Annotated in this window: 14 protein-coding genes and 2 pseudogenes; 10 read left to right on the top strand and 6 right to left on the bottom strand. The window is 58.8% G+C overall.

Going from position 1 to position 22,093, the window contains the following annotated elements; genetic code table 11:
• Positions 1 to 190: 190 nt before the first annotated feature.
• Both NKI79_RS18950 and NKI79_RS18945 read right to left on the bottom strand, forming a co-directional pair.
• On the bottom strand, positions 191 to 520 hold the full coding sequence (locus NKI79_RS18950) for a hypothetical protein (RefSeq protein ID WP_051409787.1): 330 nt from the start codon (positions 518 to 520) through the stop codon (positions 191 to 193).
• Positions 521 to 638: 118 nt separating this feature from the next.
• The gene (locus NKI79_RS18945) at positions 639 to 1,082 is read right to left on the bottom strand and encodes a hypothetical protein (RefSeq protein WP_352620099.1); all 444 of its coding nucleotides are present in this window, start codon (positions 1,080 to 1,082) and stop codon (positions 639 to 641) included.
• 261 nt (positions 1,083 to 1,343) lie between these two features.
• Here NKI79_RS18945 and NKI79_RS18940 point away from each other — a divergent pair, with 261 nt between their 5' ends.
• Positions 1,344 to 1,550 (top strand): hypothetical protein, encoded by a 207-nt coding sequence (locus tag NKI79_RS18940; protein WP_023722835.1) that lies wholly within the window; start codon positions 1,344 to 1,346, stop codon positions 1,548 to 1,550.
• Here the strand turns inward: NKI79_RS18940 and NKI79_RS18935 are convergent.
• Positions 1,547 to 3,331: a RecQ family ATP-dependent DNA helicase gene (locus NKI79_RS18935; RefSeq protein WP_352620100.1), complete on the bottom strand. Its 1,785-nt coding sequence runs from the start codon at positions 3,329 to 3,331 to the stop codon at positions 1,547 to 1,549. The genes NKI79_RS18940 and NKI79_RS18935 overlap by 4 nt on opposite strands.
• A gap of 18 nt (positions 3,332 to 3,349) precedes the next feature.
• On the opposite strand from NKI79_RS18935, the gene NKI79_RS18930 reads away from it, so the two are divergent.
• Positions 3,350 to 3,658 (top strand): hypothetical protein, encoded by a 309-nt coding sequence (locus NKI79_RS18930; RefSeq protein ID WP_352803367.1) that lies wholly within the window; start codon positions 3,350 to 3,352, stop codon positions 3,656 to 3,658.
• A gap of 349 nt (positions 3,659 to 4,007) precedes the next feature.
• Here NKI79_RS18930 and NKI79_RS18925 read toward each other — a convergent pair whose 3' ends face one another.
• A complete protein-coding gene (locus tag NKI79_RS18925) occupies positions 4,008 to 5,039 on the bottom strand; it encodes an RHE_PE00001 family protein (protein WP_280940438.1) in 1,032 nt (343 codons plus the stop codon).
• On the opposite strand from NKI79_RS18925, the gene NKI79_RS18920 reads away from it, so the two are divergent.
• The 5 genes and pseudogenes from NKI79_RS18920 (at position 4,947) to NKI79_RS18900 (ending at position 9,838) form a co-directional block, all read left to right on the top strand.
• The gene (locus NKI79_RS18920) at positions 4,947 to 5,144 is read left to right on the top strand and encodes a hypothetical protein (protein ID WP_031195293.1); all 198 of its coding nucleotides are present in this window, start codon (positions 4,947 to 4,949) and stop codon (positions 5,142 to 5,144) included. The two genes, NKI79_RS18925 and NKI79_RS18920, sit on opposite strands and share 93 nt — an antisense overlap.
• Positions 5,145 to 5,188: 44 nt before the next feature.
• Positions 5,189 to 6,310 (top strand): annotated as a pseudogene (locus tag NKI79_RS18915) (TnsB C-terminal domain-containing protein); the annotation flags it as partial.
• 157 nt (positions 6,311 to 6,467) lie between these two features.
• Complete coding sequence (locus tag NKI79_RS18910) at positions 6,468 to 8,081, top strand: TnsB C-terminal domain-containing protein (protein ID WP_352620101.1); 1,614 nt, start codon at positions 6,468 to 6,470, stop codon at positions 8,079 to 8,081.
• A 12-nt stretch (positions 8,082 to 8,093) separates the two neighbouring features.
• On the top strand, positions 8,094 to 8,975 hold the full coding sequence (locus NKI79_RS18905; protein ID WP_352620102.1) for a TniB family NTP-binding protein: 882 nt from the start codon (positions 8,094 to 8,096) through the stop codon (positions 8,973 to 8,975).
• Positions 8,972 to 9,838 (top strand): TniQ family protein, encoded by an 867-nt coding sequence (locus tag NKI79_RS18900; protein WP_352620103.1) that lies wholly within the window; start codon positions 8,972 to 8,974, stop codon positions 9,836 to 9,838. Before NKI79_RS18905 ends, NKI79_RS18900 begins: the two co-directional genes overlap by 4 nt.
• A gap of 66 nt (positions 9,839 to 9,904) precedes the next feature.
• Here NKI79_RS18900 and NKI79_RS18895 read toward each other — a convergent pair whose 3' ends face one another.
• Together NKI79_RS18895 and NKI79_RS18890 are read right to left on the bottom strand one after the other, a co-directional pair.
• Entirely contained in the window at positions 9,905 to 10,834 is a 930-nt protein-coding gene (locus NKI79_RS18895; RefSeq protein ID WP_352620104.1) for an endonuclease/exonuclease/phosphatase family protein, read from the bottom strand.
• A 177-nt stretch (positions 10,835 to 11,011) separates the two neighbouring features.
• A complete protein-coding gene (locus NKI79_RS18890) occupies positions 11,012 to 12,487 on the bottom strand; it encodes a DUF8370 family protein (protein ID WP_352620105.1) in 1,476 nt (491 codons plus the stop codon).
• 177 nt (positions 12,488 to 12,664) lie between these two features.
• Here NKI79_RS18890 and NKI79_RS33265 point away from each other — a divergent pair.
• From NKI79_RS33265 to NKI79_RS18875, 3 genes and pseudogenes are all read left to right on the top strand, one after another.
• Positions 12,665 to 12,828 (top strand): annotated as a pseudogene (locus tag NKI79_RS33265) (MucR family transcriptional regulator); the annotation flags it as partial.
• A 552-nt stretch (positions 12,829 to 13,380) separates the two neighbouring features.
• Entirely contained in the window at positions 13,381 to 13,968 is a 588-nt protein-coding gene (locus NKI79_RS18880) for a matrixin family metalloprotease (protein WP_352803363.1), read from the top strand.
• Between the two features lie 331 nt (positions 13,969 to 14,299).
• Complete coding sequence (locus NKI79_RS18875; RefSeq protein ID WP_352803361.1) at positions 14,300 to 21,628, top strand: hypothetical protein; 7,329 nt, start codon at positions 14,300 to 14,302, stop codon at positions 21,626 to 21,628.
• Positions 21,629 to 22,093 lie beyond the last annotated feature (465 nt).

The following is a 22,093-nucleotide window of genomic DNA, read 5'->3' as shown; positions in this document are numbered from 1 at the left end:
CCTACACTCATAGGAACGGGCTTAGTCTGGCCAACTTGAAGCGAGTTGTCGTCGGCACCCATGCCACCGCGGAATGTCAGGATCATGGGAGGCATCTTCTCGAACTGGCAACTGACGACGGTGGGTTCGGCGGCTGTCGCCATGGTTGGCAGCAGTAAGAGCCAGGCGGACGCGAGGAAACGACGCGCCATTAGAATTTGAACTCTGGTCTTGATGCCGACGCGTTCGCTTCCATTTCGACGCAGCCCTTCAGGATTGAGTAGGAACTTCCACTGACATTGGCGACTTCGTCACAATAGCTGCGAGTCTGTGATGGAACGCCAGACCACACAGGCCTGAGATCGTCGTAAGCCTCTTGTTCCATTTTCATGCATCCGTTGTAGATCATCGCTGATCCGCCGCTCACATCGGAAACGTCCTTGCCGTACCCCGCCGGGTCATACCTTGGGATCTCCTGCGCGTGCGCGTACAACGTCGACACGATGAGAAACGACGCTATTAACACTGTTCTGATTGTCATCATGCCCCTCCACGACCGCGGCGACACTCGGACAAAGAGGAAGGGAATTCAAGCACCATTCATGGCGCTCAGCGGGTACATGCCTGATCTTCCAGGCCGACAATCGGCCCTTTTACCTCTAGAATGCCTTGGTTTTGCAGAAATTGGCGTTGAAGTAGCTTACAGCAGCAATAATCCGGGACGGTTCCCGCAGGATCGAACCGTGCATACTGTCGCTGTTGCACTTGATGTATCCACCCTCCCGAGCACCGCATCCGAAGCCGGGATCCTGCCGATACTCGTAAGGTACGCCGTCCTTCTGTGGCCAATAGACCGTGCTCGAGCTGAGAGGCGGATAGACAGTCTCTTGGGTTTGCCGATTGATCATGTCGATCTGCGTCTGGAGGGTTAGTGGTTCTTCCGACAATCGCTCGAGGTTGCGTGCCCTAAACATTTCAGTGACGGGTTCACTCCCGGTGTCGGAGATCCCGCTAAAGAGAAAGGCGGCAGTCTCTGCGGATTGTGCGAAAGCGGAACCGGCATCAAAACCAGATACATCGCTACTGTCCGAAGCATTCGCCATCCCCAAGCCCGACCCTTCGTCGACACAATCACATCTATCTGAGCCCCGGCAACAGAATTATGAAGCCGTACAGCTTTCCCGTTGCTTCACTCGAGAAGCCCCTTTTTCACCACGATTTGGTACGTGTCGGCCGTCAGCTTGCCAATCGGACAGCCGCTTTCCCGGTCATCCAAGGCGGCATGTCATCGTTTGCCATGCGGCTGACGGGCGATCCGTTCAGGTGAAGGCAACCGGTACGGACGCGGACCGGTCTTTCGGCATATGGACACGAGTACTGATCACCTGCTGCTTTTCGACATCGATTTCGACAGCCTCAAGGGTGAGGTCATCTTCAAGGGCCCCGAGAAGGTGGCCTTGGCAAAGATACCCGTGAGCTGGATCGGGCAGCGTCCGGTTGCCAAAGGCATCATCCGGGCGGCTGACAAATCTGTAGACGATCGAGATCGGCTAGGGCGCATAGATCGCTAGCTGAGAACCCCGGCAACGTATCCGCTCATGCCACGCCTCTTGATTTCGGCCCGGTCGCAATGATCACAGCAAGCTCGAAATCCCATTGTGGGCGAGCGGCTCCCGAATACCCAGTCGAGAATTCTGACTGACAGACTCGGACGTTCCCTGGATTTCGGGCCTTGGAAGTAGGTCGAGATCGCCTCTCTCATACAGCTCTGCGACCTCATCATCTCGTTCACCTGGTCGATCTGGCGGAAGCGTTGTTCAAGCCTGTGTTCGCGATCGACAATCAAGACATCAGTCGATGCGACTGTTTTCTCGGCCATGAATCGAAGACGCGAGACGTCGCGGTTTACACTTGAGCCATTGTGGAACATGACAGCCACAGAGGGCCTTCCGTCCCGGCCCGCGCGGCCGAATTCTTGCAGTTGATCCTCGACAGAGGCCGACTGCTGCCAGTGGATCACCAGGCGGACGTTCGGGACATCGAGACCCATCCCAAACGCGTTCGTGCAAATGATCTGGTCGACTGACGGTCTGCTCTGCCCGAGGAATCTTTTCACGAGTTCCTGACGATCCCAAGAGGTTCCCAGCTTCGAATGGTACAACGGGACATCAAGCCCGCCATCGCGTAGTGCCTGCTGCAAGTGCTCGCCGACTGCTACCGACGGCACGAAGATCATCGCCTTCTGGCCGCGGAGCTGAGGCAATCTGAGCAGAGTAGCGATTTCCGTTGCCCTGTGTTCGGTCGCACACCTCCAACGGGCGAGCGCGATGTTGGGGCGGTCTACGTCCCGGACGAAAACTACGGCATCGTCAACACCAAGCGAAGCCAGGATGCGTTCCTGCATCTCCCTCCCTGCCGTCGCAGTAAATGCGAGCACGGGTGGCGATCCCAATTTCTCCCTGACCTCACGTAGGCGGCCGTATTCAGTTCGGAAATCGCGACCCCATTGGTCGACGCAATGGGCTTCGTCGACGACCAGGAATGTTGGCTTCGTTTGCTTGAGGCGCTGTCGCTCTTCCTCGCTGCGGACGAAAAACCGCTCGGGTGCGAGATACAGCAATTTGATCGCGGATTGGCCGAGCAACGAAAACCGCGTTTGCTTCTCTTCTGCATTCAGATCGCTATTGATGAAGGTGGCCGGAATCTTTTTGGCGAGTAGGTCCGATACCTGCTCCGCCATCAGGGTCTTCAGCGGACTGACAACCATGGTGAGACCGCAACGGAGAACCGCAGGAAGTTGGAAGCACAGCGTCTTGCCGGATCCGGTTGGGCTGACGACGAGAACGGATTTGCCTGACAGGGCAGCCAGAACGATCGGCAGTTGCCCTTGGCGGAACCGATCCAACCCGAAGAGACGGAGAGCCGGGCCGAAATTCGCGACCGCTTCCGAATACTGACCGTCAGTATCCAGCCATCTGGCCAGCCTGACCGCCCATCTTTCGATAACCCTGCGTGCTAGTCCGCCTGCAAGATTTGGATGATGAGATGCGTGGCACCCATCGCAGAGGGTGATGAGGTTCGAGAGTTCGTCACTTCCGCCCATTGACCGCGGCAGGAGATGGTGAACATCAGCCTCGGCGGATTTCACGGGTGTCGAGCAGGCCACGCAGCGGTAGTTGTCGCGTTTGAGAACCAGGAGGCGAGTGACCTGCCATGTGCCTGCGTTAGACGATTGGTCCATCATCCGGTCATGCCCATCCCCCGTGAAGGTACAGACCTGTAGCAGACGTGGGTTTACCAAAGACTGACCATTGATCAGCGCCACCGCTTTGGTAGAGAATAGGCTGGGCAACGGGGGTTCTTGAATTTTATGATGCGTTGGGCAGCCGTCTGCGCGATGATGGGGCTGGCAATCTTTTCAAGTTCAGCGATAGCCGCCGAAGTCGAACTTCTCGATCTCCCGGGCGACCTCGAAATTATCAGCATCAAGGGCGAGATCACCGATGGCGCCACCGATCGGTTCCACGAGCTGGTAGAGAAAAAGGAGCGGATATCCGTCGTTCTTCAAAGTCCGGGTGGCCTGATCAAGGAAGCCCTGCAGATCGGCGCAGAAATCCCGCTCCGAAATTCTCGACAACGGTTTTCGCCGACGGCGAATGCTACTCCGCCTGCGGCCTGATCTGAGTATCCGGTGCCAGGCGTTACATGTCGCCAGATTCAAAGATTGGCTTCCAGGCAGCTTTCCGCAGCCGTCGCCGCCCGCACGATGGCAGCGAACCATTCTTTCTCGTGTGTGAACGCCTGTAAGCGCTCATCCGACCCCCTCGATTCCGGCCCTGCTCAGCCTGGCCTGACCATGCGAAGAATCCTCTGATTTGGACGGAGGTGACTGCATGGATAGAGACGGCAAAATGGGCGTCCAATTGGACGCCTCAAGCGACGGCTATGCCGGTCGGCTGGAGGTGATCGAGGGCCCGACGGGCCGGCGGCGACGCACGGACGCCGAGAACGCGCTGCATTCCCGGTCATCAGACAACGGCCCAGGCCTGGAACCGCTTTCGGCCGGTGATTTCGCGCAGATTGAGCGCACCTACAAGATCCTGCGCACCCTGCCGGCTGACCTCCAGTTCCTTCTGGACCATGGCCGTCGACACCAGCGGCCGCGCCAGGACCAAGTCTATCAGCCGCGGCAGTTGCGAGTTCGTCCGCCGCGACCGCAAGCGCCGCTCCAGCTGGCACCGCGCCAGCACCAGCCGGTCATGTTCTTTCAGCCCGGCCGATGCCGCCGCGTGGATGGTCTCGAGGACAGCGAGCAGCCGCACACTTTTCTCACGGGCGCGCCGCCGGTCCCTTTGGATAGCGCGCAAGCCGACAGAGAGACTGGCGAGATGGTTGGCGGTCGTGCCGGTCTGACGCAGCAGCGCCGCGGCCAAAAGCGGCCCGAGCCATGGCGCGTGCTGCAAGACCTCGATCTCGGTCCAGGCGTCGATAAGCAACGCGACGCGCAGCACGGCGGGCAGGTCGATTGTTGCCTGCAGCACTGCCTGCCATTCAACCAGCCGTGCATCCTCATCCCAGTCGAGGTCGTAGACCAGCGCCGGCCGGTCGTTCGCGATCGGCCTTTTTGGACCGGCCTCGATGCCGGCGAGCACCTTTGTCGATCGGGCGAGCAAGGCGTCGATTTCGGCGAACTCGTGCGCCAACGCGTCCTGCTCGGCCGACGACCCCCCCTCATCGACGCCCTCTTCAGAAGGCCAGGCACCCTCGCCGTCGCGGCCTTTTTGCGCCGGCTCCGCAGCTGCGCCGCCGCGGCCAGTCAGCGCCAAAAGCCCGTCGCGGCCGAGCGCCCAGTTCGGCTTGTTCGCAAAAATGTGGCGGCGGGCGCGCAGCACCGCATGTGCCCGGGTGAGCTCATGGGTCGGGGTGCGGATGTCCATATGGGCGTCGTGCAGGACGAGATCCTCAAGGTGCACGAGCTCGCCCTCGATCCACAGCGCGGCGGCGGCATCTGCAAAGTTCTGGCGTTCGACAAAGCCGTCGCGGACGGGCGAGCGGGCCAGCCGCTCGTCGAGGCGGGTCAGTGCCGCGGTTGTGGCTTTTACTTGCGGATTTCAATCCTGCGAATGTCATATCCGCGTTGGCTTTGGGTGGTATTGCGCGACTGATTTCTCGCTAAGAATTTCAATCATGGGGTGCCGCCTTGCAGAAGCTGGTGCAAAAGGGGCCTTCGGCCGCGTCCCGAACTGCGACCGACGACCACTGGTCGCAGGCGCGGCGGATAGCGAGCGAACTCGACAAGGTCCTCGATGGTTCCGCGCCGCGCCGATCGGCGATTGCTCGCGTAGCGGCTGAGCTGCAGTTGTCGACCCGTCAGATCTACAATCTCCTGGCGCGCTATCGTGACGACCGAACAGTAACGGTGCTCTTGCCGAAAACGGGCAACACACGCCGGAAGCGGTTGCCGTCGAAGATCGAGGAAATCATTGCTGCGACATTGCGCGAGCAGTGGCTTGTTCTGGAAGCGCCGCCGCTTGCCCCTGTCGTCGCCGAAATCCGCGCGCGTTGCGAGGAGGCCGGCCTTCGACCGCCGTCCTACATTGCCGCCGCGCGCCGCATCCCGGCTTTGTTCACGCCGGAAGAGATTGCCAAGGGGCGGTCAGCCAACCCGAAGCACCTTCGTCGCCTCAAGCCGCGGCCGGGCTATATCCATGCCCCGCGCCCGCTCGACGTCTGTCAGATCGATCACACGCCGACCGACATCAACTTCGTCGAGGTGGTCGACGGTGCCGGCATTTTCGTCGGCCGCGCCTACCTGACCATCCTCACCGACGTGTTCTCGCGCTGCATTCTGGGTTTCTGCCTGTCCCTGGAAAAGCCGTCTTCCCTCTCCGTCGCACTCTGTCTTGCGCACGCAATGTGCCCGAAGGAGCAGTGGATGGCCGCACGCGGCCTTGACCATGACTGGCCAATGCTCGGCCGACCACGCCGACTCGTCACGGACTCGGCCAAGGAGTTCAAGGGGCGGGCGTTTCAGCGCGGCTGCGAGGAATACGGCATCGGCATCCGATATCGTGACCGCGGCCGCGTCCATCAGGGTGGTGTGGTCGAGCGTCTGCTGGGCAAGCTCAATGCCGTGCTTGCTACGCACCCGGGATCGACCGGACGATCGGTGGCCGACCGTGACGAATATCCGTCTGAGAAACGTGCTTGCCTGAGCTTTGCCGATCTCGAGCGTTGCGTCGCGCTTGCTGTCGTCGATCACAATCTCCAGGAGAACGCCAAGACGCTAAAAGTGCCGCTTACCGAGTGGCAGGCACACGCGGTGGATATGTCGTTTTCCATTTAATTCTGCGAATCCGATCTCAACGATTTCAGCATGTTGCCGGCGCACTTAATTTGAGAATGAGCAGCTAATTTGATAATGCACATTGGCTTTTGTCACTTTATGTGAGAATGACGCTCGCGATGTTTTTTCTCGCGAGCCTGCGATGACTGACCCCTTCCCCGACGAGATTGATGAGGCGCTTTGGGACGAAGCGTGCAGACGGGCAGATGCGATCCGCAGCTTCCTGAAGCGCAATCCTGCCAGCGCGACGGCCGCAGATGTTGCGGAACTCGCGGCCAGGCTCGGCCTGAGCCAAGCGACAGCATACCGGCTGATAAAGCTGTTCCGCGCCGGCGGGACCATCCTGTCGCTGGTCGATCGTAAACGTGGGCGACCACAGGGGCACCGCGTACTGGACGATAAGCGAGAAGAGATCATCCGCGCCACGATCAACGCATATTACCTGAAGCGGACCCGGCCGACGGTTTCGCAGCTGGTCCGCGACGTGCAGACGAACTGCACATCGGCGGGGCTCAAGCCACCGCATCGCCGGACGATAGTGGCTCGCCTTAACGAGATTGACCTCCAGAAGCGTGCCAAGCGACGCGGTGAACAGAAGATCGTCAAGGCGACGACGCCCGTTCCCGGGGCGTTCGGTGCCTCCCGCCCCCTGGAGGTGGTCCAGATCGACCATACGAAAGCCGACGTCTTCGTTGTTGACGAGGAGACCCGGCAGCCGGTCGGTCGACCGTGGCTGACCCTGGCGATGGACGTGTGCAGCCGGATGGTCACCGGTTTCTATCTCACCATGGACGCGCCGTCCCGGCTGTCGACCAGTCTGTGCCTGTTACACTCCGTCTTCGACAAGTCGGCATGGTTGAGAGAACGCGAGATCACGGACCCTTGGCCCGTTGCCGGGCTGCCGGACACGGTGCATGTCGACAACGGTGCCGACTTCCGCAGCCGGGCGTTCAAGCGCGGATGCCAAGACGCCGGCATCGCCATTGAGTGGCGGCCACCGGGTGAACCCCGCTTCGGCGGTCACATCGAGCGCCTGATCGGCACACAGATGGGAAGGCTGCACCTGCTCCCGGGCACCACATTCAGCAACGAACAGGATCTGGGAGACTACGACTCGAAGCGGCACGCGGCACTGACACTGCGTGAGCTCGAACGGTATATCGCACTCGACATCGTCGGCTCCTATCATCAATCGATCCACGGTGGACTGGGCCGTCCGCCGATTGCTGTCTGGCGAGACCATGAAGGTGAGATTCCACTTCGACTGCCACAAGATCGAATGCGCTTCTGGCTGACCTTCTTGCCCGAGCAGGAGCGCACCTTGCGGCCGACCGGCATTCATCTGTTCGGCCTGCGCTATTGGTCGGCGGCGCTAAGCGCCGACGTCGGGCGTTCTGACCGGCGCCTGCTTGTCAAATACGATCCACGCGACATGGCCCGCATCTTCGTTCGACGGCCTTCAGGAAACTTCGTGGACGCCCGCTATGCCGACGTGACGTTGCCTTCGATCACCCTGCATGAGGCGGTGACCGCGCGACGCTCCCTGCTGGCGAAAGGCCGCAGTGAAGTCGACACCCGCGCCATCGTCCGCGCCGCCATCGCACAGCGAGAACTGGTCGAGACGGCAACCAAGAAGACCGCAGCGGCGCGACGCGGGAAGGCTTCTTCGAAATCGAAAGTGGATGACCGAGGATGGGGCTCGCTCCGCGGTGTAGACTCCAGCAAACCTGTACCCTTTGTCGAGGATACAGATTGAGCTGGAGTGAAAATGAACGATGAAGTCTCCCACCTGACCGCCGGCGCTGCAGCGCTGCTCGCCGAGACGGATGAGCAACGCGTTCGCGCGATACGATCACGCCGCTGGGTACTCTATCCGCGCGCCAAGCAGGCACTCGACCGGTTGAGCGCGCTCCTCGTCCAACCGCGAGGCACGCGTATGCCCTCGGTCGCGATCTACGGCGACAGCGGCATGGGCAAGACGATGATCATGAAGCGGTTCCGGGACGAGCACCCGCCAAGCTTCAATCCTCTGACGGGCACACTGAAGACACCGGTCCTGGCCATGGAAATGACCAGCCGCCCCGGCGAGCGACGGTTCTACGCCGAACTGCTCACCCTTCTCGGCGCGCCACAGCGGCCGCGCGCCGACATCGCCCAGATGGAACAGGCCGCGCTACGCATTATGGAGGCCATCGGCGTGCAGGTTCTGGTCATCGACGAGGTGCACAACATCCTCGCCGGAACTTATCGCGAGCAGCGCATCGTCCTGAACACGCTGCGGTTCCTCAGCAATCGTCTGCAGATATCGCTGGTCTGCTTCGGCGTCAACGAGGCGCGGGAGGCCATCAGCGGCGACGTTCAGCTTGCGCGCCGGTTCGAGCAGTTCACCTTGAGCCGGTGGGCTGCGAACGAACAGTTCGAAACCCTGGTCGTGTCGATCCTGCGCAATACGCCGCTGCGTCGGCCCTCGGTGCTCACGCCGAAATCGCTGCGCCGGATCCTGCAGATCACTGAGGGTATCACCGCCAGCATCTTCCACATGATCAACAGCCTGGCCATCGAGGCCATCGAAAGCGGCCACGAATGCATCACCGATGCATCGATTGAGAACTGGGAGCCAGAGTTCGATGCCGAGGCGGCATTCGCATGATTGAGAACACGCCGTCACGGCAGTTGCCGGTGCGGTTGTCACCTGTCGCCGACGAACTCCTGTCCTCTTGGATCAACCGCCATGCAGCCTTCTACGCGGTCCCTCCGCTTGTCATGCTTCGGCACTGCCTTCCAGAGGTGCCGTCGCTGCGCAGCGCCGATCTCCATCTGAGCGGCGCTCACCAGATCAGGCTGGCCAACATGTTCGCCATCGGACCGGCCGTCTTGCGTCGCATGGCCTTCACCGGTGCGCCGAGGTTATCGCATCGGCTCATCGCCGCGAGACCGGCTCAGACCTGTGCGAGTTGCAGCCCTCGTGGCGCGGAACTGTCGCCAATCCTGCGAAGCCAGTTGGCGGGATGGCGGATCACCTGCCCGCATTGCGGAACATTGTTGCGAGGGCTCGGCGATGGTGAACTCCCCTCCCCTTTCCGGCAATATCACCGTGCGGCTCTGCGGGGTGAAAAGCTGCTCGACGATGAAGCCGAACGCGGCATCCGAACCTGGACATCGGCAACCGAAATCGCCCGGCTTCTCCTGATGCGACGCATTCCAATACCTATACCCCGTGAGCACGATCTCTGGCGCTTCCGGGTGCTCGGCGCAATCATCCCCGATCTCGACCATGTCATTGCCGAGCAACAGGAGAATCTGCCCACACCTGCAAAGCCGATCCTGCCGCTTCACCTGCGGCCGGCTCTGCTGGCAGGGGTAGCTATCGTCGAGCGTGCCGGACCGGAGATGCTGCGAATGCTGCGTGGGCATATGATGGGTGACAACAGGGTGAGATTCACCGACGCCGCCGAGAACATAATAGCCCGAGCGCGCAGGTCGAGAGCCTCTTCTCAAATGCAGTTAATTTGAGACTCTGACGTCCAAGATTCCCACGATTAAATGCCAATCCTGAACCAAGCCGGCGCATTCTTACAATTAAGTGCCAAGCGACAGCACGCCTGAGAACTGGTCCAGAAATATTTCCTTGCGAACTGAATCTGGGGGCTTGAGAAGGGTTCTGTTCATATCGCCCGTGACGATCACGGCCTCGCCTTCGGGTCGGCTCTTGATCCACTTTGCGAGTTCCTCATACTGAGCCCGCTGCGTTCGGCAATCATCCTCGGCGCCTTCCTCGATAATGTCATCTTTGCAACTTGCCTTCATGTGGACAGACGGAATCCACGTCATCTGCCAGCCGATATCGAGCTTCACGCAAACGCCGCCCCGCACAGGCCGCGTAACGCCGCATTCGTCGGCATGATCGATCCCGAGACTGTCAATCTGAAAGATCTCCACTCTGCCGGCGAGCCCCTTCCGGTAGGCGATGGCGGTATAGATATCATCGTGATCGGAAAGGCATCTGGTTTCATGTGCCGTGCAGCGTGTCTCAAAGGTGATCTCATAGCCATCTCCGAGCACGGCACGCGCGCCCGGAAGACTGCCGATTTCCTGAAGGGCGATAATGTCGGCGCCGAGAATGCGAACTTGGTTCCTGAGATAGTCGTAGTCGTCCTGCGTTCTGGTTTGCCCGCGAAGATCGACACCTGGCCCGCTTGCAAGGTTGGCAATGTTCCAGCTTGCAATGCGCAGCTCGTCCGCGATCGCGGCCTGCGAGAAGAAAACCGCCACGCTTGCGGCAGCCGCGAAACGCCCATATTTCATGTGGTCCTCCCCAAAGTCGCCTGCCCCGTTACTGGCAATGGCAGTATATGATCCTTCCGTGAAGTTGGTACGAAAATCGGAAAGTCGTGCAGCGTCAGTGCCGAAACGCGCGAGCATCGCTGGAACAGACAAAAAAGGCACGCAAAAGCGCCACGCGTGCGAAGCAGCGCTGTAGAAAAAGGCAGCCGAAGGAGCGTCAGCCATTGCGGCGCCAAAGGCGAGACGCGGGACCGACTGCCCCCGGCGAGGAGTACCGTTCTCGAGCTTGCCGCGGTGGAGTCCGGATACGTCCGCCAGGCAAAGTGCTTAATGCCGAGCGCATCTTGGCAAAGCGCGGGGATTGGTTGGCGCATTGAATACTGAGACTTCGGTCGAAGCGTATTAAGCCTTAGATCCCGATGGCTTGTTATCGGCGCGTGCGTCGATCAGAACGACGTCCTTGTGCCCGGTAAGCTTTAGCTCGTCTAATATAGCGTCGACGCGGATCTTCTCTTCTAAGCTGAAATAAATGATGGCCTTGATGCCTTCCTTCGCGTCGCTAGCCGCTTGGTAGATCGGCAACTGCTTCTCAAGATTCCGCTTCAGCGAGGTGTTTTTCGCGAGCTTCATCTCAATCAGAGTCTTATCGAATGCTCCCCTGGTGATTTTGTAATCGACTGGCCCACGGCCGTCGTTTGCCTCCGCACCTACGTCCGACGGGGACCCGAACCACACGAGTCGCGCGAGCACGTGCAGATCGTTCTCCCGTTGAATGGCTTTACCGTCGCGCCAGAAAATGCGGTGACCACCTTTGTTCTCGATGACATCCTTCAGATAGGCGAGCCGCTGGTGGGTTTCCTCATAGGTGCTGCCGGCGATCACGTAGAACGGTGTGAAATTGGCTAGGTCCTTCTGGAGCAAGCGCACCTGCTCTTCGAATATCTGACGCGTGAGCAACACGCGCTCAGTACTCAAATCAACGGCCTGGTCGCCGTTGAGCTCTTTGCTCCGGATGTAATAATCGACCAGTGCGGGGAACTTGATAATCGTCTTAACCGCTGCCTCGTCATGCTCTCGCTGGCTCGGCTCCCGGTCTTCGTGTCTTGTTAGCACGCTCTCGAAATAGGCGAACACCTGCCCCCTTAGCTCATCGTCTGCGATCGCGGTTGGGATACTCTCAAAGTCGCGAATCATATCCGTGCGATTGATCCAGTTTTCGTCGCGAGTGAGAATGTCTTTGGGCGTCAACAGCACGAAATCCTGGTCGCGGGCTAGCCATGGCAGCTCGTACTGCCGCCGCTCCCACGAGTGGGTTTCATAATTGAACCGCGCCTTGCCGACCCAGACCTTTTTACGCAGTCCGGGCGCTATATGGGCCAAAGTGAACGCTTCCGTGTAGGTGCACAAAAAGTCCTTGATCAGATTGGTCGTGAAGTCGCTGATATTGTCTCGACCTACACCGCCCTGAACCAGGCACACCTTCTCGACATGGCTTCCATTGGTGATTTTCTCATCACCGAAATCAGCAAACAAATCGGCCAGATTGCCGCTGAGAGCGTTCGCAAATCCCTCGCCAAGTCCCGAGCCACCGTTGCCGACGAGCGAGAAACCCAGCCAGTTCTGCTTCACCTCGGAGAAGAAAAACCACGCCGCTATTAGGTCCTTGTTGATTTTGCCGCGGATAACCGCGTCACGCAGAAATTTTATGTACTTCAGAATCTCCGCATGTAGGGTCTTGTAGCGTGCATCCGCGCTGTGGAACAGCAAGAATGGGTCGATGAACAAAGGCAGATCGTTGATTATCGACACGTTGAATGCGCCGTAATCATCAACCTGATCACGACTGACGTTAAAATACTCGTTAAAGTAAGTTGCCATATTCCCCCCTAAGCAACGTCAACCGAAGACGATGCCCTTTCTATAGGGTTACCACTGTCTCGGGGGCCTGGCGACGGTTTAGGCTGCTGTCGCTTGGCAGTAAATTGTGAGAATGCGGAGTCAATGATTTCCGTAGCTTAGCTGTGCAGCTAATCTGAGAATGCAAACTTAATTTGATCAGTATTTCCTGACTACATCGTTTGTCTGGAAGACGGTAAGAAATTCAAATCGCTTAAGAGGCATCTTGGCGTCCACTACGACAGCCTGACGACTAACCGAGCAAATGGAGCCTTGTGAGGGACTATCCGATGGTGGCGCCGTACGCAGCGGCGGGCCTCTAAGCCCTTCACTAGTGAGGCAAGTCGACATGTTCAATTTTGCAACCATCGACTGATCCTAGCCCATATGTCCAGCATTTAGTGGTGTCACTGGATGTCGAATCGTACTGATTCTTGCCCTCGGTGCATGCAGCCTTTCGGGTCGCAAAAGGTCCCTTAAAGTCCTCGCCGAGTTTAGAAGCTGTCGTCTTTTGAACATGACAAACTCGAAAGTCTTTCTCTACTCGAAGTACCCAATCGTCCGCTTTGGCGATCGAACAGAACGAAGCATTGGCGAGCAATCCAAGCGCAAACAAAAGCTTCCTCACGTTTCAACTCCTTCGCCTTTAACTTTCTGCAAAAGCTCGACCAACTTTCGCTGGCGGCGACTGTAATACTGTGTTAGGTAAATGACAAGTAAATAACGAAAGTATTTGAGTCATTTCGGCGGTCATGGCTGTGAGGCTGATCGCACTAGTTGCCTGACAATGGCCTTTGCGCTTTCGTACTGACAACCTTTGTCGAGATCGGTAATGGGGGCTCACGCTTCTGACCTGCAGGCTAATCGTGGCTCTAATGTTTTGTACGATCCAAGTCGAATCCGCCCTTGGGTTCGAACTCGTTGGTGCTGATTGGACTTACCGGCATCATCCAATCGAAATACTCTTCGAGATTTGCAGTCATAAGCTCCCGCAGGGAGCGGTCGCGATTGTTCAGAACGCCGCCTCCAAGTGGAATTCACCATCATTGAGATTGCGCGCCGTGACTAAGGACTGTGGTCCCTTGAATGGATTATTCCCGATCAGGGATGGGCGCAACCGCATTGATTTCGGTCCACTTGAACAGTATGCGGCCCCTGGGCGTTCCGAGCTGAAGTGGAAAAATGGTCGAATTGCCGAATGCGACGTCCGCTTCAATGCCGCGCTCAGCTGGAATGTTGGAGAAAAAGCGCCGACGCACATTGAGTGGGATCTCGCCAGCGTTGCGCTTCACGAGATGGGTCATTGCATCGGACTGGCAGATATAAGAGATCGTACGTTAAACCCCCGACCTGTCATGCTGGAAGTGTTGTCGCCGGGTGAAGAACGACGCAAACTTACCAAAGATGATATTAGCGGGCGGGACGCAATATACGCGCGACGGTTAACCAATGGTAAGTCATAAGACTTCGGATGCCGCAGATCCTGCCGAAGGAACCCTTGACAATTTGAAGAATAAGGAGGAATTCTAAGGCCCAATCCTGAGACGTCGTCCTTTTCCCGGGGGGGGGCAGAGTTGGTTGAGTATTGCTTTCCAGCAGTGTCTTATGTCGGTTTATCAGGCGCAGTTTTACTGCTCGGCCTGAAGCAGAATGGCTAAAGCCCCACAAGGGGGGGCGCAGGACCAGGGGGACCACACCCCCGGCGGAAGTGATTACTTAGCGGCTCGGTTTCGAGGACCTCTCGTCACACGACGCGGCATTCTGAAAATAGGGTCGACTCTAGCGGCCATGCCGGTGGCCAACGTTTTCGCCGCAGCCGATGACAGCATCCATCTGACTCGCACCGACGCGTCGTTCAGAATTCAGTATGGAACCGGCGACTGGACCTGCCTACTGGCCTGGTTCGGTCCGCTTGCTCGTCACTCGCTCGGGCGCGATGCCGACGTCTCGCCATCCAGCGATCCGGTCGAGATTGCGATAAAGCCGGTCTCGTTTTCCGGCAGTGAGCTGAGCTTTAACCTAACCCTGACAGTGCGTTTCGTGGACGGGCGCGCGGCTCTGGCGCTCACGATTCCGGAACTCAGGATCAGGGACGAGGTCGATCTGATCGATTGGCTGTCAAATGCGCGCGACCTCAGCGGTAACATCAGTGCCGCGCGCGCCGCTTCCATTGCCAAGGCTCTAGATCATCGCTCTTTGGCGGCCGGCGGACCCGCTGTGTTCTCGTTTGCCCCAAACGGACGCTTCGCTCTGCACGGTCTTGAGACGCCGATCAGCTTCAGAGCCAACGGGGTCCGGATCCCTGTACGCACGCTGCGCCTTGCAATCGGCAAAACGGCACTGCCGTCGCGCGTTCCCGCCCTCGAACTGCTTGCCGCGCGAAGCAGCCGTATCCCGGGCTATGAGGCAGACGATCGCGTCACCGTGCTGTGGGCCGAAGGGCCGATGAGCGACGGGGCCGGCGGGCGCTTTGCGAGTTCCAAGACCGCGGATCTCGAACTCGACGCCTTCATGTTTGAAGCGTCCGATCCTGAGGAACCGCATCTTTCGATGGTTCTGGCCGACCTTTCGCCGACCTCTCGCACCTGTGTCGTCGCCAAGTCGTTCAATTTCGAGGCGGTAGCCGCTTTCTCTGCAAGAAAGGACGCTGCCGAGCGCCATGTTCGCGAGTGGCCGGACTTCAAATTGGAGATGGCCAGGCTGAACGAGATCGTTTGGGGCAAGCATTCTCACTCCTGGCTCACGGGGAACTTTCGGTCAAATCCTGCCTACAAGGCACGCGGTCACGTCCCGCTGACTATCTCAGGCGGCCCTGAGCTTGGACTCTGGGCCGAAAGCGCAGACGACGCGCTAACGGCCTTCACCGCGAAAGCCAACCTCCACCACGCATTCGTACCCTTGCCAGGAGCCGACTACAGTCGGATCGATTTCGAGCAGACGCAAATCGACTACGCCCTCGAGGAACTGCAGCCCGATCGGAAGGCGACGCTGGTCGCTGCAGGTTACATGCTCGGCAGCCCGCCGCTGTTCTCTGCTGTAATGGGCGAGAGAGCCATGGTCCGGGTGTTGAGGACTGCCGATCTTCTGAGCTTGAAATACTCGTTCCGGGACCTCTATCTCGTCAGTAAACCCGGCGATGCATACCTAGACAGCTGCGAGAATTGTCTGCCGGGATTCAAATTGCCCGTTGGCCGGGATCCGCTGATGATCGTGCGCTTTCCGCCGCAGCACATTACGGAGAAGGCCTATCTAGTAGTCGAAAACGAAGACCGCACCAGCAAAGACGTGCGACTTGGAACCACGCGTCTCTACGAAACCACCGGGGGTAATGGAAACGCCGAGCTTGCAAACGCGGCACGGAACCTTCGAAACGCGGCGCCGCCGGTTGTCGACAAAATAAAAACGGAAAATCTAGCGGCGGCTCAAAACGAACGCGACAAGGATCTGAAAACCGCGTCGATGGTCGTCGACGAGCTATTAAAATCGCTCGATCATGTAACAGAAGCCCGCAGCGCCGGTCCGACCCGTCTTGTCTTCGCCTTTAGCCCCGAGGCGCACGAGGCTGACCCGGCGACACGCGGAACACCATTCCTGCCGCGTCCGTATACGGTCCGCGCATTGTCCTACTGGCGCGGCCTCAAAGCCAAAGTGGCTGCCCGTGCTTTGCGGCGCGATGCTTCGCTCGCCGAGCAGTTGCGTATCTCTGGTGTTACTGTTGATACTGAGATTCGCGACAAGACCTACGCAATCGATCGCGCGCTGACCCGGCCCACCGCTGAGGACTCGGCAATGGAGATCCCCTATCGCCTGCAGCTCTCAACCGCCAACGATGCGCGATGGCACACACCGCCGGAGTTGACGGACGAGCGGATTGCCGCCGGTATCATGCTGTGGTCGGCACGTCTCGATCCCGATCTGGGTGGAAAGAGCGTACGTGCGTTGTGGTCGCCCGATTTCGACAAGGCACGTCCCGGCTTCTTTAGCAACAGGAAGCACCCATCCCATTCCAACGAAGCGCCTTGGCGCGACCCGCCGCGCAACATCTGGGAATCCGCATGCGACTGGCTTGCCCCTCATTCCATGCGCATGTCCCTGGACGCACGCGATCGGCACGAACTAGTCTTGCTGAGTTCGGTCTATGGTCTCCCCGCCTTGCTGCCAGTCCCCGACCCGGTGCTCTTCCAAAACCCCAGCAGCACCGACGACGAAAAGCGCGCGGAATCTACCGTCTTTCCGCTGCCAAAGGACTATATAGCCGCGACAGGCCTCTTGGGCGACGAGGGCATATTCGCGCCGCAGGCTTTGAGCAGCGCCGACATCGCGCTCTCCAGCCTCGGCGCGACCGTCAATCTCCAGGGGCAATGGGAGCCGCCCTCCGGCTTCACTATGCGCGAGGACGTTCAGCCGCTTTGGCCAGCTCTCACAATCGAACGGTGGCAACATCAAGCCTTCCTTGGCCGCGATGTGTTCGTGGAAGTGGTGTACAAAGGCTTTCTTTTCCCGCTTGGACACCGCTGCTCGGTAATCAAGTCGACAGAGCGGAAGTTCCGCGCCGACCCCAGGGATAGATCGGGCAAGGCGCCGGTCGCCTATCTCATACAGCGTTATTTCGTGGTCGTCGGTGAACCTCGTAAATCGTTCCCGGCAGTCAGCCAGCGCTATGGCGGGCGTGCCTTCTACACCACCGCCATTACGGTGTTGACGACAACGTCGCCTGACATCGTCGATCCCTTCGACAAGGGGAATATGCCAGGCACGTTTGGAGAAATGGGAGGAGCGGCGTTCTTTCCAAAGACGCAACCAGGCAATAAGCTCGAAGGCGTTATCCAGTTTGAGTATGAGGTTGAATATTCGAACGGCGACAAGCGCAAACTCAAGAGCCCCCTGATTGTCGTCGACAACACTCTTGCGCACGACCCCTTGGGTGTTTCGAAACTCGTCGCCTTCTACAACGGCCTCATGCCGGCCGGGGAAGTCACTGACGCTGGCCGCCGGGTAGATACGGCGAACCAGCGCATGCGCTACGCCGACGACAGCAAAGCCGGTAGCACCGAGTTCGCCACCCGCGATTGGTTGCTGGGCGCGCAGGGCCGCGAGGTCAGCAGTCCTGTTGGAACCTCGGCCGATCCTAGCTTTCAGTTCACCATGAACGCCGTGATGGAAGGCGCCGACCAGCCGCCTTTCTACCCGGTTGTCGCCGAAGCCCAGGTCGAGGTGCAATCACTCAACTACATGAACGGTCAGTCGAGAGGCTTCACGGCTGCTAGCTACGACCTCAACTACCTCCATTACGGCTTCTCACCGGCTAAGAACCCATCCGGGATTTTCTTGTCGCTGCTGAACGAAACCACCGGCAGGCGACCCACGGACTTGGTCGTTGACGGCAACACCGCCGTTGCGGGTGGGTTTGTGACCCCCAATATCAAGTCAGTGGCGCTGAGCCTACAGGGGCCAGTCGGCGGTAAGACGGCCACGATGGATCTTAACAGTGCGCTCGGCGATGGCAGTATGACAGCCGGCGCCGGCGACACGGGAAGCGACAATTTCGAACTTAGTACCGCGCAGGCGGGCCAGTTCGACGGGCTGGAAGCGCTAGTCGGTGCGCTGAAGCTACCCAAGCTCTTCGCCATCATCCCGCTGCAGTCAGTAGTCCCCATCCTGAGCTTCATCGACGGCGCTCCGGAGATGATCGAATCGACCACCTACAAGATCACCGAGAACGTTGAGGAGTTCGCCGACGAAGCTGCGAACGTCGCCAGTCGGATCACGGCGGCCGTCGACGGCGCCACGGGCCAACTGGATCACAACCTTGCTGACTATTCGGCCCAACTCGGTATCGCGCCCGCCATCAAGTTTGCAGACCTTTATCCGCGCCTCGCGGGCGCCTTCGTAGAGTTGCGCACATCCTTGGCAAAGCTCCAAGCGGCTGCGAGCCAATTCCAGCCCAACGAGGCGAGCAAGGCATTTGCGGCTTTGGGTGCTACCGCGTCTGCCATCCGCAAGACGCTGGCGGAGATCAAGGCCGTTGCTAAGAGTCCTACCCCTGCAATCGTCGACACATTTATCACCAAACTAAACGACGCCCTAAAGATGCTCGGAGAGTCACTGAGGGACGCCGTCCTCGCAGAAATCCGCAGCTACGTCTCCGAACTCAATGCCGCATTGATCTTCAGCGTCACGCTGCAATGCGATCTGGTAGATGGCAAACCCGGCCTCAACGTCACCGTTATTGATCCGCCGAACACCGATCTTCAACACACGCTTTATCCCTTCCTGATCGCGATCCTAGTGGGCCGGCCCGACAACTGGCAGATCGTTGATGGCGATGGAGACCAGGTGGGGCGCCAAGTCGTCAGATTCGACATCACCAAATTTGGCACACTCGATCCGACACAGGCACTGCAGGTCGGCGAGCAGACGCTCGAGCACTCCCTACTCAATAAGAGTGTGACCAAGCCTTTGATCGACGGCTATGTATCGCTGTCGCGCATCGCCCAGACTTTCGAAAAGGATGCGGGCGACATCGAGCGGCATCTGCGCGAATTGCCGCGACAACTTACCGTGGCACTGATCAGTTGGGCCGTCGGCGTCATGGGGCTGGAGCGCGTGTATGCTCTGGCTCACGAATTCCTCGCCGAGGCCGACCCACAAGGTCTGCTCTCAGATGTTCTCAAGACCTACGCCGACCCGCTGGTCAAACTACCGTCCTTCACAACGCAGGCAGATAACGTAAACTTGGCGCTTGGCAATGTAATCGACGCGCTGGATCTCGTGCTCGATGATCCGCGTGTTCCACCGGGAATGCGATCAGCGATCAGCCAGGCCCGGGTGCGCGTGGCGAAGCTGCGCCAGCGGCTCGACGCGACGCTCGATGATTTCGAGGTTCTGCGCAAGGAATTCGCCGCTACGGCACCTAGCGTGATCGTGAAGAATGCCACACCCGCGAGTCTCGCCGGCGTGAGCGCCAATGTCGCTGCCGCTCTCGGCAAATTCACCGCGTTGCAAGCCGTTGCTTTGGAAGCGTTGAAGGACACCATTGCCGCCGCCCAGGAAGCGCTGACGATCGTCCATGACAGCGCTGGGAACGATGTGAGCTGGGTCGTTCTGCAAAAACTTGCCGGCACGCTGGCTGCGGCCGAACAGAGTGCATTGCGCTTCGTCGGCAGCCTCATCGTTGACTACAACAAGACCGGCACGCTCGTATCCCCTGCCAAACACATTCTCGACAAGGTCGACCAGGAGATTGATGCGCAGCTCGACACGGCGGCAGGCAGCCTGATGGCTTTGACCGACAAGGTGCTCGATGCGGCCGTCAATGCAGCTAGGCTCCCGCTGAGTAACCCACCTACTGAGGACGAGGTAACGACCCTGTTGGGCGAGGGATTGTCCTTCCTCACCTTGGCAACGGATGCGTTTGCCAAAGTGACCGACACTGCGAGCTCCATTATGGGCCTCGCCACTCGCGGCATGACGCTGGGACTGGATGCGCTCAACGCCGCCGACAAGGTTATTTTCCCGAGATTGCAACCGATTCTAGTCAAGGCCCTGACTTTTATCGCCGGGCCTAATACGACAAGCCTCTACGGTCTCGCCCACGATGTGAACAGTAAGCTCAATCCGGCTACGTGGGATGCCACTGCCGTCAAGACGCTTAAGCTCTTCCTAGACAAAAAGCTGTTTGACCTCCTCGCCGATCCCACGATCGGCGACGCGATCATAAGCGAGCGCAAAATGATCGATGAGGCGCGTGCAGCCATCGAGAGCGCAACCAGCCTTTTCGATTTCGCGCTTCCGCCTGGCGCAGGCCCACGCAACACACAGATCAACGCTTTGATCAAGTTGTCCGAAAGCTGGATCAAAACAACAGCAATTCCCGCGCCAGCGCGAGCGCTCGAGCCGGCCCGGCAGCTGGCTGATCTGCTGCTGCACGGCAAGATAGCCGACCTCGTCGATCTCGACGGTCTGTCGCGAGAACTCGAGGATGCGCTGCGCTCCTTCATCCCAGCGCAGGTGAGCTTTGATTATGAGTGGGGCGTCCCACTCAAATCTTTCCCTTCCGAGTCCTCTAAGATCTTCTGGATTGACCAGACCCGCAGGAAGAATAAGCCCAACTTCCCGAGCTCGGATGCGTTCAAAGACAAGCTGGCGACGCGAAAGGACTCGAACGATCTAACGCTCTACGCGCGCGCTGGCGTGGACCTCCGCGATCCCGCTAAGCCAAAGCCAATTTTTCAGGCTGAAGGCGATATTCGTTTTTTCAACATCAATCTCTCCAGCCCATCATTCGACGTTGTTACAGTGAGGTTTGACCAGCTGCGTTTCACCTTGGATGAAACCGGATCGAACTTCCACGTGATCCTTGCCAAGGATGCGGTGACGTTCGGGCCGGTTGTCCAGTTTATTCAAGCCATGTCGGGTTTCCTCGGCGGCAAGAGCGGCATCTATCTACATCTGATCTTTAATCCGCTGGGCATTGTCATTGGTTACCATTACGAACAAGAACGAATTCCGCTCGGCACGCTGGCACTCCTAAACTTTGCGATCGATATCTCGATTGAACTCACTTTTGATGGTTCGCCAGTTGCATTTCGCTTCGCGCTGGCTGCGCGCAACAAGCCACTCACGATCATTTGCACGCCGTACGGCGGTGCCGGCTACCTATCGCTGCAGACCGTTGCCTCCGACATTGTCGACTTCCAGATGCAGCTCGAGTTCGGCGGAGCGGTGGCGATAACCTTCGGGCCGCTCAATGCGAATGGCTTTGTCAGCGCAGGCATTTATATCGAGAAGCACAAGGGGCAGGATCTGATCCTTGAAGGCTTCGTGCGTGCCATTGGCGAAGGTACTATCGTTTGCTTCACTATCGCCGTTTTCTTTGAAGTTCGCATTCGGCAAGTTGGCAGCAACGTCACCGGTCAACTCACAGTGACGGTCAGCTTTAAGGTAGGTTTCGTCAAGATCAGTTACAGCTACACCGCGCAGTACCAGTTCTCGGGCGGAGGCAGCGGCGGACAGAGCCTCCTTGCCGAGGGTAAGGTCATCAAGGTCGACGTCGCGAATCGCGTCACTAATTGGAAGAGATACCGGCAGTATTTTTCAGCGCTCGCCAAAGAGTTGAACTGATGGGTAAGCAAGTTCGTGTGCTCGTCCGGGCGGTCCCGGAACCATGTAAGGTGCTTGACAATGGCGATCTCGTCATCTCGCTGGTGTTGCAGCCCGACGACAGCGTTGAAAGCTCTGGCGCACGGAACGTGGATCTCTCACGGTGGCCGTCGGAAATCTTTAGTCGCCTTACGCCGGACAGCGTCGACATCGTCTTCGATACAGGTTTTCGCCAAAAGGCAACGCTCCTCGAGTGGATTCCTCGGCCGGCCAATACCACCGATCGCGATGAACTTTGGGTGCAGGCGGTCGGCCGCGACCTGCTCGATGCGACTGCACGTACATCCCCGGGCACGTTGGTTAAAGGTGAAAGTGCCCTCGCGGTTCAGGCGGGCCGGCGCTCCGCGACATACGTGCTAGGGAGTCCAGTGGACCGGCTGGCAATGTCCGCAATCGCCATGACAGCCGCGTCCGTCTTCGGCCAGG

This window comes from Mesorhizobium sp. M0340 (assembly GCF_040321535.1).
GTDB lineage: Bacteria > Pseudomonadota > Alphaproteobacteria > Rhizobiales > Rhizobiaceae > Mesorhizobium.
This window is presented reverse-complemented; position numbering and strand designations above follow the sequence as displayed.